The 15,832-nt window shown below is 65.4% G+C and carries 13 protein-coding genes; 4 read left to right on the forward strand and 9 right to left on the reverse strand.

Features of this window, described 5'->3' with window-relative positions:
* Positions 1–174: 174 nt before the first annotated feature.
* Positions 175–3,471: a hypothetical protein gene (locus tag BMI91_RS09090; protein ID WP_078604737.1), complete on the forward strand. Its 3,297-nt coding sequence runs from the start codon at positions 175–177 to the stop codon at positions 3,469–3,471.
* 120 nt (positions 3,472–3,591) lie between these two features.
* Positions 3,592–5,484: a monovalent cation:proton antiporter-2 (CPA2) family protein gene (locus tag BMI91_RS09095; protein WP_078604738.1), complete on the forward strand. Its 1,893-nt coding sequence runs from the start codon at positions 3,592–3,594 to the stop codon at positions 5,482–5,484.
* A gap of 78 nt (positions 5,485–5,562) precedes the next feature.
* Here the strand turns inward: BMI91_RS09095 and BMI91_RS09100 are convergent, their stop codons facing one another.
* The 5 genes from BMI91_RS09100 to BMI91_RS09120 all read right to left on the reverse strand — a co-directional run bounded on the left by BMI91_RS09100 (position 5,563) and on the right by BMI91_RS09120 (position 10,487).
* Positions 5,563–6,072 (reverse strand): CarD family transcriptional regulator, encoded by a 510-nt coding sequence (locus BMI91_RS09100; RefSeq protein ID WP_075774088.1) that lies wholly within the window; start codon positions 6,070–6,072, stop codon positions 5,563–5,565.
* A gap of 320 nt (positions 6,073–6,392) precedes the next feature.
* Complete coding sequence (gene fdxA, locus BMI91_RS09105; RefSeq protein ID WP_078520521.1) at positions 6,393–6,731, reverse strand: ferredoxin FdxA; 339 nt, start codon at positions 6,729–6,731, stop codon at positions 6,393–6,395.
* 101 nt (positions 6,732–6,832) lie between these two features.
* A complete protein-coding gene (locus BMI91_RS09110) occupies positions 6,833–7,123 on the reverse strand; it encodes an RNA-binding S4 domain-containing protein (RefSeq protein ID WP_078600379.1) in 291 nt (96 codons plus the stop codon).
* Between the two features lie 9 nt (positions 7,124–7,132).
* Positions 7,133–9,964 carry a helicase-related protein gene (locus tag BMI91_RS09115; protein WP_078604739.1) on the reverse strand — a complete coding sequence of 944 codons (2,832 nt, stop codon included), beginning with the start codon at positions 9,962–9,964 and terminating at the stop codon, positions 7,133–7,135.
* 19 nt (positions 9,965–9,983) lie between these two features.
* A complete protein-coding gene (locus BMI91_RS09120; RefSeq protein WP_244176594.1) occupies positions 9,984–10,487 on the reverse strand; it encodes a tetratricopeptide repeat protein in 504 nt (167 codons plus the stop codon).
* Between the two features lie 134 nt (positions 10,488–10,621).
* Between BMI91_RS09120 and BMI91_RS09125 the strand changes: the two genes are divergently transcribed.
* Together BMI91_RS09125 and BMI91_RS09130 are read left to right on the forward strand one after the other, a co-directional pair.
* Positions 10,622–10,909 carry an SCP2 sterol-binding domain-containing protein gene (locus tag BMI91_RS09125; RefSeq protein WP_078604741.1) on the forward strand — a complete coding sequence of 96 codons (288 nt, stop codon included), beginning with the start codon at positions 10,622–10,624 and terminating at the stop codon, positions 10,907–10,909.
* Entirely contained in the window at positions 10,909–11,892 is a 984-nt protein-coding gene (locus BMI91_RS09130; RefSeq protein ID WP_078604742.1) for an alpha/beta hydrolase, read from the forward strand. Before BMI91_RS09125 ends, BMI91_RS09130 begins: the two co-directional genes overlap by 1 nt.
* On the opposite strand, the gene BMI91_RS09135 is transcribed toward BMI91_RS09130, so the two are convergent.
* Genes BMI91_RS09135 through BMI91_RS09150 form a run of 4 tightly spaced genes read right to left on the reverse strand, consistent with a single transcriptional unit; the run spans position 11,873 to position 15,819 of the window.
* Positions 11,873–12,598 carry a proteasome-type protease gene (locus BMI91_RS09135; protein ID WP_078548680.1) on the reverse strand — a complete coding sequence of 242 codons (726 nt, stop codon included), beginning with the start codon at positions 12,596–12,598 and terminating at the stop codon, positions 11,873–11,875. The two genes, BMI91_RS09130 and BMI91_RS09135, sit on opposite strands and share 20 nt — an antisense overlap.
* A gap of 32 nt (positions 12,599–12,630) precedes the next feature.
* On the reverse strand, positions 12,631–13,443 hold the full coding sequence (locus BMI91_RS09140; RefSeq protein WP_078542114.1) for a transglutaminase family protein: 813 nt from the start codon (positions 13,441–13,443) through the stop codon (positions 12,631–12,633).
* Positions 13,440–14,402: an alpha-E domain-containing protein gene (locus BMI91_RS09145; RefSeq protein WP_078520529.1), complete on the reverse strand. Its 963-nt coding sequence runs from the start codon at positions 14,400–14,402 to the stop codon at positions 13,440–13,442. Before BMI91_RS09145 ends, BMI91_RS09140 begins: the two co-directional genes overlap by 4 nt.
* 4 nt (positions 14,403–14,406) lie before the next feature.
* The gene (locus BMI91_RS09150) at positions 14,407–15,819 is read right to left on the reverse strand and encodes a circularly permuted type 2 ATP-grasp protein (RefSeq protein WP_078548686.1); all 1,413 of its coding nucleotides are present in this window, start codon (positions 15,817–15,819) and stop codon (positions 14,407–14,409) included.
* Positions 15,820–15,832 lie beyond the last annotated feature (13 nt).

Genomic DNA, 15,832 nt, shown 5'->3' on the forward strand with positions numbered 1-15,832 from the left:
TCTCATTGCATTTCGAACATTTCTTCCGGCGCTCGCTGCGGCTACGCCGTCGAAACAGTGGAAAACCGGCAATTGCCCGCTCCGCCCCGGTCGCGACGCTTTTCAGAAGATCGAATCTCCTTTACGAAGATGTGAAGAGTTGGACCGGACCGCTCCGAGGCGCGCGCAGTACCCATGAAACCCGATTTTGCATTGATCCTCTCGCATGATGGCATCGCTCTGGTGCACCGCGCGAAAGAGGGCTGGACGCTTCTGGGCGAGGCCGCGCTCGAAGGCGATGATCCAATGGCCGAGGTCGCCGCCCTGCGCGACAAGGCACGGGCGCAGGCCCCGCGCGGCTTCACCTCGAAGCTCGTGCTGCCGGATTCGCAGATCCTCTACACCGCGATCTATGCGCCCGGACCGAGCCCCGCGCAGCGCAAGACCCAGATCGAGACGGCGCTGGAGGGCATGACGCCCTACCCGGTCAGCGAGCTGGTCTATGATTTCGCAGGCCCCGGCCAGACTGTGCAGGTCGCCGTGATCGCGCGCGAGACGCTGAAGGAAGCCGAGAGCTTCGCGCAGGAAAACGGTTTCAACCCGGTCAGCTTCGTCGCCGCCCCCGAGCCCGGCGATTTTCCCGGGGAGCCGCATTTTGGCCTGACCTCTTCGGTCGCGCAGCACATCCCCGAAGGCGCGCATGTCGAGCCCGACAAATCCGCGTTGATCGTGGCGGTCGACCTGTCCGAGGAGGCGACTGAGGCATCGGCGGGAGCCGTGATGCCGGAGGCGCCCGCCGCTGAGGCGGCACCCGCCGACACGCAAAGCGACATCACGGATCTTGCCGACGATAGCGCGGTCTCGGAAACCGAACTGGCCGAATTGAGCGCCTTAGACCAACCGACGGAGGTGGCTTCGGCGGAGGAATACGAGCCCACCCTGCCGGAAGAGCCGGGCGAATTCTCCGATCTGCTCGCGGCCTCTGAGGCTGAAACGGACGCGCAAGATACGGGTACGCCCGAAACCCCGAGCGAAGACACACCCGGCGCGGAAAGCCCCGCTGCCAAGGCTGCCGAAGCGGTCGCGGCTGGAGAAGTCGCGGCGGAGGAAACCGAGGCGACCGACGCCGTCGAGTTTGCCAAGGTCGAGCCGAACGATACGTCCATTGATGACGCCGAGGCTGGCGTTGAGCCTTCGGACGCGTCGTTGGCTGCGGCAGGCCTTGCCGCCACCCCTGCCGTGCCCGACGCCACAGAACCCGACGCAAAGCCCGAGGAGGCGAGCTCTAACTCGGAGGACGAAGGCCACGATACGGCCGAGGATGACGACGACGATCTGCCGAAATCCGATGCCAGCGTAATCGCCGCCGCTTTCGCCTCGCGCCGGGATCACACGAGCACCGTGACCGTGAACGAGACGCCCCCCCGGCTCGGCGGAGCCACCCGGCTCCACCCTCAGCCCGATCGCAGCGAGATCGCCTCGGGCAGCGCCAAGATCACGGCACCGACCCTCGATTTCGACGAGCCCGATCCGCGTTTTGAGCCGAAAACGGCTCCGAAAACCGGAGCGAAAGGGACCAAAGCTGTGGGCACCGCCGCACGCAAGGGCACCGGCGGCGCGGGCGCGCTTGGCGCGAAACCTTCGACCTCGCTGTTGCGCAAGGAGGCAAAGGACGGGCCGGATCCGAGCACCGCGACCCCGGCACCCATCGTCGAGACCTCGCAGGACAAGACGGTTTTCGGCGGCACCAAGCGGCCCACGACCGGCGGCAAGCCGCGCCATCTCGGGCTGATGCTCACCGGCGCGCTGGTGCTGGTTCTGGCGATCATCGCGCTCTGGACCACCCTGCTCGATGACCCCGCTCCCGTCGATGCACCGGCGGACGCAATCGCCGAAGCGCCTGCCCCGGATGCGAATGACGCACCCGAGCAGACCGCACTCGCACCGGCCACGCCCGACACGACCGCAGTTCCCGAAGCCGCGGAGCCGGACTCGCAGGCGCAAGCCGACGCGGCACCCGAACAGCCTGCCCTCGAGAGCGATCAGGTCGCGGCGCTCGCCCCTGCCGATGAGCAGCCCGCACCGGCGGCACAGAGCGACGAGGCCGCCACGCCCGCGACCGACGACACCGCGGCGACGGACGAGGCGACGCCCGCCGAGACGGACACTGAGACGGCGGCAACCGAGCAGCCTACCGATACGCAGCCAGCCGATACGGCCACGGCAGACCAGCCCGCAGATACGCAGCCGGACACTCCCGACACCGCAGCAGACACGGCCGCCGACACCGCACCGAATACGCAGGCAGCGGCGACGGACCGCACGCCTGACACCCAAGCGGACGCCGCTATCAGCGAAACGGCAACCAGCGACGCCCCGCAGAGCGACACAACCGAGCCCCCGGCGAGCGACGCGCAAACTGCGACGACCGAGACGCAGCCCTCCGACCTGCCAGCCTTCACCGCGACGCCGCTCGATCCGCCAAGCGCCGAGACGCTGACGCCGGACACCCCGCCCGTCACGCCGACGGAAGACGGGGTCGAGATGCCGGGCGGCTTCACGCTGTTCGCGGGCGAGCCCGACGTCACACCGGGCTCCCGCCCCGAAGCGGTCGCGCAGGCCTATGCCGCGACGCAACCGGTCACGCCGGAAGGCACGCTGGGCGCGATCCCGTCGCTCTCGGGCTTCCGCCCGGCCAGCCGCCCCGAGGACCTTACCGGTGCCGCGCCCGCACCGGAGCAGACCGCTCCCGCCGCGCAGGCCGATCCGAACGATCAAGGCGCGCTCGACCCGGCGCTGCAGCCCAACCCCGAACTCCAGACGACGCGCCCGACGGCCCGGCCCGACGCTGTGACCGAGCTCGCCTCGACGCAGGCGCCCGCTTCGGAATCGGCCGCGGTCGCGAACCCCGAACTCGCCGCGCTCCGCCCCGAGCGTCGCCCGACCTCGATCCAGGAAGCTGTCTCCGCAGCGGTGCAGGCGCAAGACGACGCCGTCGCCGAGAACACCGATCCCTTCGCGGGCGCGACCGCTCTGGCCGTGGCGCGCTCGGCCACCCCGCCGACCAAACCGCGCAATTTCTCGCGCTCGGTCGAGAAGGCGCTGGCCGCCGCGATAGCCGCCGAGCCCGCCCCGTCGGTCGCCGCAGCGGCTGCGCGCGCCCCGGTCGCCACTCCCGTGCCCGACCCGAGGCCCGCCGATCTCGACGAGCCCGAGCCCACCGCCGCACCGCCGCGCCTGCCGACCTCGGCCTCCGTCGCCCGTCAGGCGACCGAAGAGAACGTGATCAACCTGCGCAAGATCAACCTGATCGGGCTTTACGGCTCGTCTTCGAACCGGCGCGCACTGGTGCGGCTCTCGAATGGGCGTTTCGTGAAAGTGGGGGTGGGTGACAGGCTGGATGGCGGGCGCGTGACGCAGATCGGCTCCAACGCGCTGACCTACAAGAAAGGGTCGCGCAACCTGACGCTGAAGCTGCTGCAAGGCGGCTAACCGCGCTCGGCGCAATCATTCTTATCCTCGCGCCCTTGCGCACCGCCCGCGCCGGACTACGCTGGGGAATAGCCGCGTCGCGCGCCTTCCCCGCGCATCGCTCAAGGATGTAAGCCGCCGATGGAAAGCTTTCTGTTCCAAGCCACGTTCTACCTGCTCGCGATGGTCATCGCGGTCCCGCTGGCCACGCGTGCGGGCCTCGGCTCGGTGCTGGGCTATCTGATCGCGGGCATCCTGATCGGCCCCGCCACGGGCCTCTCCGGCGCGGAAATGACCGACCTCCAGCACTTCGCGGAATTCGGTGTGGTGATGATGCTGTTTCTGATCGGGCTGGAACTGGAGCCGCGCGCACTTTGGGCGATGCGCGACAAGCTGATCGGCCTTGGCGGGTTGCAGGTGCTGGTCACCATGGTGCTGGTGACGGCGATCGTCATGGCGATGGGCGAGGATTTCCGCGTCTCGCTGGCGATCGGGATGACGCTGTCTCTCTCCTCGACCGCAATCGTGCTGCAGACGCTTAACGAGAAGCGGCTGATGCAGACGGCGGGCGGGCGGTCCTCGTTTGCGGTGTTGTTGACGCAGGATATCGCGGTGATCCCGATGCTGGCGCTGATGCCGCTTCTGGCGCTGCCCGGCGCGCGCGCGGTGGCCAAGGCGGGGCATGGCGATCATGTCGTGGCCCGGCTGATCGACTCGCTGCCCGCCTGGGGTGTCACGGTGATCACGCTGGCCGCCGTCGCCCTCACCGTCTTGATGGGGCACTACCTCGTGCGCCCGCTCTTCCGCTTCGTTCAAGGCGCGCGGCTGCGCGAGGTGAATACCGCGATGGCCCTGCTGATCGTGGTGGGCATCGCGAGCCTGATGAACCTAGTAGGCCTCTCGCCCGCGCTTGGCACCTTCCTCGCCGGTGTCGTGCTGGCCGATAGCGAGTTCAAGCACGAGATGGAATCCGACATCGAGCCCTTCAAAGGGCTGCTGATGGGGCTCTTCTTCATCACCGTGGGCGCGGGCATCAATTTCGACGTCATCACTGCGCAACCCGCCAATATCTTCGCGCTGGTCTTCCTGCTGGTCGCGCTGAAATCGGCGGTGCTTTACGGCCTGTCGGTGCTGTTCAAGATCCGCGGGCCGGATCGCTCGCTGTTCACGCTGAGCCTCGCACAGGCAGGGGAATTCGGATTCGTACTGGTCTCCTTCGCGGTGGGGCAACGCATCCTGCCCAACGCCTTGGCCGAGAAACTGCTGGTGGTGATCGCGCTGTCGATGCTGATCACGCCCTTGCTGTTCATCCTGCACGAGCAGATCGGGTTCCGGCTGCGCAAGCCCCCCGGCCCGGACCCGGACGCGATCGACGAGCAGCAGCCGATCATCATCGCCGGCGTGGGCCGCTTCGGTCAGGTGGTGAACCGGCTGGTGACGATGTCGGGGATGCGCACGACGGTTCTGGACGCCGATCTCAAGACGATCCAGCTGATGCGGACCTTCGGCTTCAAGGGATATTTCGGGGACCCGACGCGGCCCGATCTGCTCGCCGCGGCCGGGATCAATCAGGCGCGGGTGCTGGTGGTGGCGCTGGACGGGCGCGAGAACACCACGAAACTGGTCGCCTATGCACGCCGAATTCGGCCCGATCTGCATATCGTCGCGCGCGCTCGCGACCGGACGCATGTGTTCGACCTGTATCGGGCGGGCGCCAATGACATCGTGCGCGAGATGTTCGACAGCTCACTGCGCGCCGGGCGTTACGTGCTGGAGAATGCGGGGCTCTCGGCCTTCGAGGCCTCGGAGCTTGAGAAGCTGTTCTTCAAGCTCGACCGGGCCGCGGTGCGCGATCTGGCGCAGGTCTGGAAGCCGGGCGTCCCGGTGGAGCAGAATCCCGATTACATCGCGCGCACGAAGGAGCTCAACGCCGAGTTGGAAGCTGCGATGATGGAGCAGTTCCGCCGCCGCGGCGAGCGCGACGAGAGCGACCGCGAGGCACCGGGCAGCGAGAAGACCGGCCCCGAAGCCTGAGCCTCCCCTGCCCTGCGCACATGAAAAAAACGCGAGGCTCGCAAGCCTCGCGTTGGAAAAGTTCCGCTAATCTCGGGATCAGGCGGCGCGGCCGACCAGAACCTCGTCGACGGTTTTCGCGGCACGCTCTTCGTCGGTGCCCGATACGGCGGCGACTTCGCGGGTCAGACGCTCGAGTGCAGCTTCATAGAGCTGACGCTCCGAGTAGGACTGTTCGCGCTGATCGTCGCTGCGGTGCAGGTCGCGCACCACTTCAGCGATCGCGAGCAGGTCGCCCGAGTTGATCTTCTGTTCGTATTCCTGCGCGCGGCGCGACCACATCGCCCGCTTGACCTTCGCCTTGCCCTTGAGGGTCTCAAGCGCTTTGGTCACCATGTCAGGCGAGGAGAGGCTGCGCATCCCGACTTCTGTCGCCTTGTGCGTCGGCACACGCAGGGTCATCTTGTCCTTCTCGAAGGAGATCACGAAAAGCTCGAGCTTGAGCCCGGCGATTTCCTGTTCTTCAATGGACATGATTTTCCCCACGCCATGCGCCGGGTAGACGACGAAATCATTGGGGCGGAATTCGGTCTTCTTGGTCTTGGTCATGCGGTTCGTTTCCTTGCAGCCGGTCACGAACCCCGGTATCCAGCGAGCATACGACGCCCACGGGGCTGAATAGCTCCGCGTTCGTCAGTCAGTCACGAGATCTCTTTTGCGGGCGAGCAGGCGACGCAAAAGGTGGGGTCGAACTCATTTTGTAACAGTAATATAGCAAAAAACGCGTGCATTTCAAAGCGCGTTACTGTCGCGCATGTGTAATATCACACGATTTCAGTGGGTTATGCGGCGCATTTTGACACTTTGCCGCAGCGTAAACCGCCCCAATTCGCTCAGAATCGGGCAAATTGGTCAGAATCACCGACCCGTCAGTCGCCTTCGCCGGGCGCCTCGGAGAAATACTTCTCCAGCTTGCCACTCTCGCCGTCGTGTTTCTCGGCATCCGGCATCGGATCTTTCTTCTGGGTGATCACCGGCCAGAGCTCGGAATATTTCCGGTTGAGTTCGACCCAGGATTCCATTCCCGGCTCGGTATCCGGACGGATCGCATCGGCGGGGCATTCCGGCTCGCAGACGCCGCAGTCGATGCATTCGTCAGGATGGATCACCAACGTGTTCTCCCCCTCGTAGAAGCAATCCACCGGGCAGACCTCGACGCAGTCGGTATATTTGCAGTTGATGCAGTTATCGATGACGACGTAGGTCATTGGTGAAACCCCGATTAAACAGCTTCCTGACCCGTCCTAGCGGGGGATGCCCCCTCTTTCAAGAGAGAGCCCGAGCTTTTCGCTGCGGCATTCCTCACAGCTTAGCCTTCCGGTTCGAGCAATGCGTAAAGCGTCTGCGCCTCGACCGCCGGACCGCGCCGGGTGCCGCAGTCCAGCACCCGCAAAACGCAGATCCGCGCATCCTGCCCTTTGCCGAGTCGCAGCGTCAGCACATCGCCCGGACCGATCGCCCGGCCGGGCTTGTCGATGCGCTGACCGTTGACGCGCGCCTTGCCACCCTGCACCAGCTCCTGCGCGAGGCCGCGGGTCTTACAGAACCGCGCCTGCCAGAGCCATTTGTCGATGCGGATGCGCTCGGGCGCGTCAGCCATGGCGAGTCGTTACTTCTTGTCCTTGAGGGCAGCCAGAACTGCGAAGGGGTTGTCCGGATCGACCGGCTTGTCCTTCTTCGGCGGACGGGCCTCGAAGTTGCGCGCGCCTTGCGGCTTGCCACCCTTCTTGCCCTTGTGACCGTCGCGCTTGCCATGCGGCTTGCCGCCGCCCTTGCGCTCGCCACGTTCGCCACCGGGCTTGCCGCCCTGCCCCTGTTCGCGGCGCGGCGGACGATTGCCACGCGGACGCGGCGCCCAGGTGAAGGTGTAGAAGACCTCGACCTCGTCGCTGGCCACGTCATCGGCTGCCACCATGTCGCCGCCAGCCTCGGCCGCAGCCTCGGCCTCGGGATGGGTCTCGGCAGGCTGCTCGCCGCCGCCAGCTTCGGCTTTCGCCTCATCGGCCTGCTCGGTCTTGAGCGCCTCGGCACCGGCTTGCTCTTCGGCCTTCTCGAGATCGGCGGCTTTCACCTTCGCGCGCTCGCCCTTCTCGGCCTTGTAACCCATGCCGCCCATCAGATCGGCGAACTGGTCCAGCGTCATGCCGGTGATCGAGAGCATGTCCGGATTGGCCTCGAACCCGCCGCGGCTGTCCTGCGTGCGCAGCAGATCGGCGAGACGTTCGAGCATGTCGATGCGGATCGCCCGCGCGCCCGAGGGACGGTAGCCCGACAGGCGGTAGGTCTCGGCATCGAACGCGTCGATATTCGGGATCGTCACGAGGCCCGGAGGCGGGCTTTCGGGGAATTCATCCGCACCCGACCACAGCGAGGCCAGCACCAGCCGCAGCCGCGTCGGCGCGGGCTTGAGAAGCGCGGGCATGAAGATCGTGTATTGGCCGAAGCGCACGCCGTGCTTGCGCAGCGAGCCGCGCGCGTCCTGATCGAGATCCTTCACCTCGGCGGCGACCTGTTCGCGCGGGATGATGCCCAGCGATTCCACCATGCGGAACGCGAAGCCACGGGCGAGACCCGTCAGTTCTTCGTCACGGCTCATCGCCAGAAGCGGCTCGAACAGGGCTGCGACCTTGCGGTCGATGAAATGCTGCAGACGGCGCGTGACCTTCTCGGCCACATCCGCACCCGCCTCGTCATCGACGAAAGCCTGCACGGTCGGCTTCAGGAGATCGGGCCCCTTCACCAGCTTGCCGACAGCGGTATCGCCCCACATCAGGCCGCCCTGCTCGGTGAAATCCATCTCCGTATCGGGGGCGTTGTAGAAGCGGTCCGCGCGCAGGCTGAACTCGGGCGCAAGCGCCTCGTAGGCCGCGCGGGCAAGCATCTTCGCCTCGTCGGGCGAGCCGGTCTCGTCCTGCTTGAACCGGAATCCTTCCAAACGGCCCGCGAATTCGCCTTCAACCGTCACTTCGCCCTTGTCGTTCACCTCGGCCACGAGGGTCTCCTTCTGCTTGAGCCGGCGCATCAACACAGAGGTGCGCCGGTCCACAAATCTTTGCGTCAGCGCGCCATGCAGCGCGTCCGACAGGCGGTCTTCTACAGCGCGGGTCGCCTCGCGCCAATGGCTTTCATCATCGACCCACCCTTTGCGTTGCGCAACATAGGTCCATGTGCGGATGAAGGCGAGACGACGCGAGAGCGTGTCGATATCGCCGCCCGTCCTGTCGATACGCTCGATCTGACGTGCAAGCCAGTCCGAGGGCACGCCCTTGCCCGATTGCAGGAACTCGAAGATGCGCGCCAGAAGCGTTGCATGTTCGGCCTCGGAAATCGAACGAAAATCGGGGATTCGGCAGACATCCCAGAGGAGTTGCACATCCTTTGGGCTGGTGATGCGGTCGCGGATCGCCGGATCGTCAGCCAGCACCTTCAGCGCGCGCGCATCGTCGGCCTCGCGCCCCTTGGTGAGCCATTCGCCCTCAGGCCGCGCGTCGAGCGACTGGATCAACCGGTCCACGGTGCCGAATTCCAGCCGCGCATTGCGCCACTGCAGACGCTGCAGCGGCGCGAAACGGTGGTTCTCGACAGCTTCGATCACCTCGGGCTGCAGCGGGCGCGCCTCGCCCGTCACGCCGAACGTGCCGTCAGTGGTGTGACGACCTGCGCGGCCCGCGATCTGCGCCAGCTCATGCGGGAAGAGCGGACGCATCCGCCGCCCGTCGAATTTCGACGTGGCCGAAAACGCGACGTGGTCGATATCGAGGTTGAGCCCCATCCCGATCGCATCGGTGGCGACAAGATAATCCACGTCGCCATTTTGATACATCTCGACCTGCGCGTTGCGGGTGCGGGGGCTCAGCGCCCCCATTACCACCGCGCAGCCGCCTTTCTGGCGGCGGATCAGTTCCGCGATCGCATAGGTATTCTCGACCGAGAACCCCACGATGGCCGAGCGCGGCTTCATCCGGGAGATTTTCTTCGAGCCGGAATAGGTCAGTTCCGAGAACCGCTCGCGCTTGGTGAATTGCACCTTCGGCACGAGCGCCGCGATTGCCCCGCGCATCGTCTCCGAGCCGAGGAACAGCGTCTCGTGCAGCCCGCGCGCATGCAGCAGCCGGTCGGTGAAGACATGACCCCGCTCGGGATCGCCACAGAGCTGGATCTCGTCGATGGCCAGGAAGTCCGCCCCGATCCCCGTCGGCATCGCCTCGACCGTGCAGACCCAATACTGCGTGCGTTCGGGCACGATGCGCTCTTCGCCGGTGACAAGCGCCACGACCGAAGGCCCACGCTGCGCGACGATCCGGTCATAGACCTCGCGCGCGAGCAGCCGCAGCGGCAGTCCGATGACGCCGGTCCGATGCGCCAGCATCCTCTCGATTGCGTAATGGGTTTTGCCGGTATTGGTCGGCCCCAGAACGGCCGTGATCCGCCCGCCTTGCATCGCAGCTCCGTTCCAGCCCTTAGAGAGCCGTGCCCTGATGCGCCTCGTCGAGGCGCGCAATGGCGTCTTTCACATCCTGTTGATGCGGATTCAAGGCAAAAGACTTCTGATAGGCCTCAAGCGCGCGCTTGTCGTCGCCCATCTCTTCGAGGATCGCCCCCAACCCGGCAAGCGCGCCCCAGTGACGCGGCTCCAGCTTCAGGGTGTGCGCGATATCCACGGCCGAGGGCCCGTATAGCCCGGCCATGAAATAGGCCGTGGCCCGGCCATTCCAGCCAGCGGCAAAATCGGGCGCGTGATCGGTCAGCGCCGTGAAATGCTCGATCGCGGCCTCGGTGTCGCCCGCGTCCAGTGCGTCCTCGCCGCGCTTGAACAGCAAATCCATCGCCGCAGACCCCGAGCGCGACCACGCCCTGCGGATGTCCGCCTCGGCCCGCGACCAGCCCGGATCGTTCGGATCGGCCAACTCTTTGAAATACGGCTCGAGCCCCTCGGTTTCGGCGCTGGCGGGGAATGCCGCCATTGTTCCCAGCATCGCCGAAAAGCAAAATGCCGTGACGACACATTTGTATCTGTCAAATCGCTGCCACATAAATCATGACTGTAATGCAATTGCCGGAGAATGCGAGAGCCCGGCCATCAAATTTGGAGGACGCGATGAGCGAGGTTATCGACAAGGCCGTTGAGGCACTGCGGGCGAAACTGCCCGATGGGTTTTCTTCGACTGCAAAATTCGTGATCGAGGATGAAGGCTCGATCATTGCCGACGAGAACGGCGTGCGCGCAGGCGACGACGACGCGGAAGTCGTTCTGACCGCCGATCGCGAGACCTTCGAAGGCATGCTCAACGGCGAAGTGAACCCCACCGCGGCCTTCATGTCCGGCAAGCTTTCGGTCGACGGCTCGATGGGCCTCGCCATGCAGCTGGGTGCGGCGCTCGCCTGATGGAACGCGCCCCGCTTTTCCAAGAGATCGCGCGCGGCCCCGAGGGGGGCGCGGCCTACTGGCTGACGGCGGAAGATGGTGTGCGGATACGTTTCGCACATTGGCCAGCACCGCCCCAACCACGCGGCACGGTCTTTCTGGGATGCGGGCGCACCGAATATGTCGAGAAATACGGCCCTGCGGCCGCGGAATTCGCGGCCCGGGGCTATGCCATGCTCGCCATCGACTGGCGCGGGCAAGGCCTGGCCGACCGGCTTTTGCCCGACGCGCCCGAAAAGGGCCATGTCGGCGGCTTGCAGGACTACCAGTGGGATCTGCATGCGGTGATCGCGGCTGCAGACGAGCTGAGCCTGCCGCAACCCTATTACATCGTGGGTCACTCGATGGGCGGCGCGATCGCGCTGCGCGCGGTGATGCACGAGCACCATCGCTTCAACGCGGTCGCGTTCTCTGCGCCGATGTGGGGGATCGCCACCTCGGCCCTGCTGCACCCGTTCCGGATCGTGTTGGCGAACCTTCTGGGCGAAGGTTTCCTTGCGAACAACTATCCGCCCGGCATGAACGGCACCACCTATGTCTACCGCGACAGCTTCGAGTCGAACCGCCTGACCCGCGATCCCGAAATGTGGGCCTGGTTGGTCGAGCAGGCCGCAAAACATCCCGAACTGACGCTGGCCGGCCCGACGATCCACTGGGTCGCCGAGAGCCTTCTGGAATGCGAGGCGCTGGCAGCCCTGCCTTCCCCCGACCTGCCCTGCTATTGCGGCTTGGGCGGGGTGGAGAAGATCGTGCACACGCCCGCGGTCCATGAGCGGATGGGACGCTGGCCGAAGGGCAAGCTGGACGTGATCCCCGGCGCCGAGCACGAATTGATGATGGAAGTCCCCGCGACGCGGAAACGCTTCTACGACGGTTGCACCGCGCTGTTCGACGCAGCGGGCGGGCTGGAAGCCCGCGAACCGGTCAAAGCTGAATCTGCGTAAAGCTGTCGCGCAGCGCGTTCGACCAAGCTTCCGACATTTCCGCGAAATCGCTGTCGCCCGCCTCGATGCGGCGCTGGCTGGAAATCCGGCAATCGTCCTTCTTGATGACCGCCAGATCGAGCGGCATCCCCACCGAGAGATTCGAGCGCAGCGTCGAGTCCATCGACAGAAGCACCGCCTTCTGAGCGTCGATCAGGTTGGTCTCGGGACGCACCACACGATCGAGGATCGGCTTGCCGTATTTATGCTCGCCGATCTGCAGGAAGGGCGTGTCCTCGGTCGCCTCGATGAAATTGCCTTCCGGGTAGATCAGGAACATCCGCATCTCGCCGCCCGCGCGCTGGCCCGCGACGATCATCGAGGCCGAGGTCGAGACCCGCTCGGCATCCATCCGGCTCGTGATGTCCTTGCGCACGCCAGCCATCGTGTTGCCGATAATCTCGGCCACTTTCAGCATGGTAGGCGCTTCCATGATCGAGCTGTCGCCCGTCGCGTCGCTCGCGTCCGCCGCTTCGCGCAGCCGCGCCAGCGTCGTTTGCGTCACAGAGAGCGAGCCCGCGGTCATGATCGCGATCACCCGTTCGCCGGGCTCTTCAAAGGTGAACATCTTGCGATAGGTCGCGATGTTATCGAGCCCGCCGTTGGTCCGCGTGTCCGACAGCAGCACCATCCCCTCGTTCAGCAAGAGGCCTACGCAATAGGTCATGTTCGTTCCCTGATCCCTGACAAGCGCGCAATCTATTGCTGGACTTGGTCCAAGGCAACTGTGACGTGCAGTCGCTCCTCACCCGAGCCTTGGGTGATGCCACGGATCGGCGCGGCCTCGCGCGCATCCAACCCGGAGCCAAGACGGATATAGCGCTCGTCCGGGCAGCATTTGTTCGCCGGGTCGAAGCCGATCCAGCCGATCCCTGCGACCCAGATCTCGCCCCAGGCATGCGCGGCCTCGTGCGGTGTGCCGTCATCGGTCGCGAAGAGGTAGCCCGAGACATAGCGCGCGGGCAGATCGACGCAGCGGGCGACAGCGACCAGAGCGTGGGCGTGGTCCTGACAGACCCCCTCGCCCTGCGCCAGCGCCTCGGCGGCGGTGGTGTGCGAATGGGTGGCACCCGGCTTGTAGGCGATCGCCTCGGAGATCGCAGCGCTCAGGCGATGCGCCCGGTTGAGATCTTCCGTGGCCCCTGCAACGGCCTCTTCCGCAAGCGCCGCCAGACTGTCGTCGATCCAGGTCGCGACGGTCTCGCGCAGATACGCCATCGGATGCACCAGCTCGCGGTGACCGCGCAGCACGCCCGAGGTGTCGAAAGTCTCGACCTGCCCTTTCACGGTGATCGCGACCTCGTCGACCGGCGGACGGATCGACCAGCCCTCGACCCGGTCGCCCGCGCCGTCGCGGAACGATCCACCCCGGAGACCGCCTTCGACCGAGACGTCCCATTCGATCACACGCTGGCCCTCGAAGCGCGAGGGGAACATGCGCAAAGATTGCACCGCAGCGCCCATCGGCGCGTCGTAATCATAAGTGGTGACATGGTTGACGGTGAGGATCATCGCGCATCTCCCGACAAGTAGGTTTGCTGAACGAGCGCGGTAAGCTGCCCGACCTCGCCGATGAAGCGGGTGAGGAACTCATGCAGGCCTTCGTCGATAATTTCGGCGACCTGCGTCTGGTTCAGCTCGGTCATGATCGCCTTGGCGCGCATCTGCGGCAGGCCGGTGCCCGGCTCGACCTCGTAGAAGCTTTCGAGATTGTCGAGATGGTGCATCGCCTTGCGCGTGGCCGAAATCAGCGAGCGCGGACTGGCCGGGTTGAGGATCAGGAAATGCATGATCTTCGACGCCGTCAGCTCGCCGCCATAGGCCCAGTGGAAGGCCCGGTAGGATTGCAGCGCGCGCAGCAGCACCTGCCATTGGTAGTTGTCGAGGCCGGAGCCCACCATCTCCACCGAGGGCAGCAGCACGAAGTACTTCACGTCGATCAGACGCGCAGTGTTGTCCGCCCGCTCCAGCGCATAGCCGAGGTTCATGAAGAAGAACCCGTCATTGCGCAGCATCGTGCCGTCCATCGCCCCGCGCAGCAGCGCCGATTGCCGGGCCACCCACTCGCAGAGCTCGGTAATTTCCCATTCCGAGCGCGGCTGGCGCTCGATCTGGCGGATTTCCTGAAACGCCGTGTTGAGCGTATCCCAGACCTGACCGGTGATCGCCGTGCGCACGATGCGGGCGTTTTCCCGCGCCCGCTCGATGCAGGACACCACAGAGGACGGGTTGTCGCGGTCAAAGAACAGGTAGCTCTCTATATTGCGCTGCACCGGGTCGCCGTACTTCTCGGAGAAGCCGTCGGCGGTGCCCGAGGCTTGCAGCAGGCTCTCCCATTCCGAGCGGTAGCCATGCCCGGTCGAGGGCGTCAGCGCGATCCGCGCGCCGACCTCCAGAAGCCGTGCCATCGTCTCCGCGCGCTCCATGTAGCGCGCGACCCAGAACAGGTTTTCAGCGGTTCTACTCAGCATCCGATCACTCCGCCAAAACCCAGGTGTCTTTCACGCCCCCGCCCTGCGAGGAGTTCACGACGAGCGACCCTTCGGTCAGCGCGACGCGGGTCAGCCCGCCGGGGACCAACTCGACCTTCTCGCCGACAAGGCAATAGGGCCGCAGATCGACGTGACGCGGCGCCACGCCCTCTTCCACGAAGGTCGGCGTGGTCGACAGCGCTAGCGTCGGCTGGGCGATGTAATTCTCGGGGTTGTCCTCGATCTTGTGGCGGAAATTCTCGATCTGCTCCTTGGTCGATTTCGGACCGACGAGCATCCCGTAACCGCCCGAGCCGTGGACCTCTTTCACCACCAGTTCGGAAAGGTTTTCGAGAACGTATTTGCAGTCGTCCTTCTTGGCGCATTGCCAGGTCGGCACGTTTTCCAGAAGCGGCTCTTCGCCCAGATAGAAGCGCACCATTTCCGGCACGAACGTATAGATCGCCTTGTCGTCGGCCACGCCGGCCCCGGGCGCCGAGCAGATCGAAACGCCGCCCGAGCGGTAGACATCCATCAGCCCCGGAATGCCCAGCATCGAATCCGGGCGGAAGCAGAGCGGGTCGAGGAATGCGTCGTCGATCCGGCGATAGATCACGTCGAGCTTCTTCGGGCCTTCCGTCGTGCGCATCCAGCAGAAGCCGCCCTCGCAGAACAGGTCCGGCCCTTCCACCAGCTCGACGCCCATCAGGTCGGCGAGGAAGGAATGCTCGTAATAGGCCGAGTTGAAATGGCCCGGCGTGAGGATCGCGACCGTCGGCTCGCCCTCGCATTTCGTCGGCGCGACCGAGGCCAAGGTGCGGCGCAACGCATCCGAATAGCCATCCACCGGCTCGATCCGGTTCTCGCGGAACAGCTGCGGGAACATCCGCATCATGATCTCGCGATTCTCCAGCATGTAAGAGACGCCTGACGGGGTGCGGCAGTTATCTTCGAGCACATAGAACTGATCGGGCCCGGTGCGCACCAGATCGACCCCAACGATATGGCTGTAGATGCCACGCGGAGGGATAAAGCCCGAAACCGCGCGTTCGTAAGCGTCGTTCTGATAGACCAGCCGTGCCGGGATTCGCCCCGCCCGCACGATCTCGCCGCGCCCGTAGACGTCGAGCAGAAAGGCATTCAGCGCCCGGGCACGCTGCTTGATGCCGCGCTCCAGCTTGCGCCATTCGGGTTGGGTGAAGACGCGCGGAAACATGTCGAAGGGAATCAGACGGTCCGGATCGCCGCCCTCGCCATAGACGGCGAAAGTGATGCCGATCCTGCGAAACAGCGCCTCCGCCTCGGCTTGCTTCATCGCGCGCAACTCGGACGGCATTTCGCGCATCCAGCCGTCGAGCCCGTTATAGGGCTGACGCACTTTGCCGCCGTCGAACATCTCGTTGAAATACTCTGTCATCGCGCCGGTTAAG

Source organism: Thioclava sediminum (genome assembly GCF_002020355.1).
Taxonomy (GTDB): domain Bacteria; phylum Pseudomonadota; class Alphaproteobacteria; order Rhodobacterales; family Rhodobacteraceae; genus Thioclava; species Thioclava sediminum.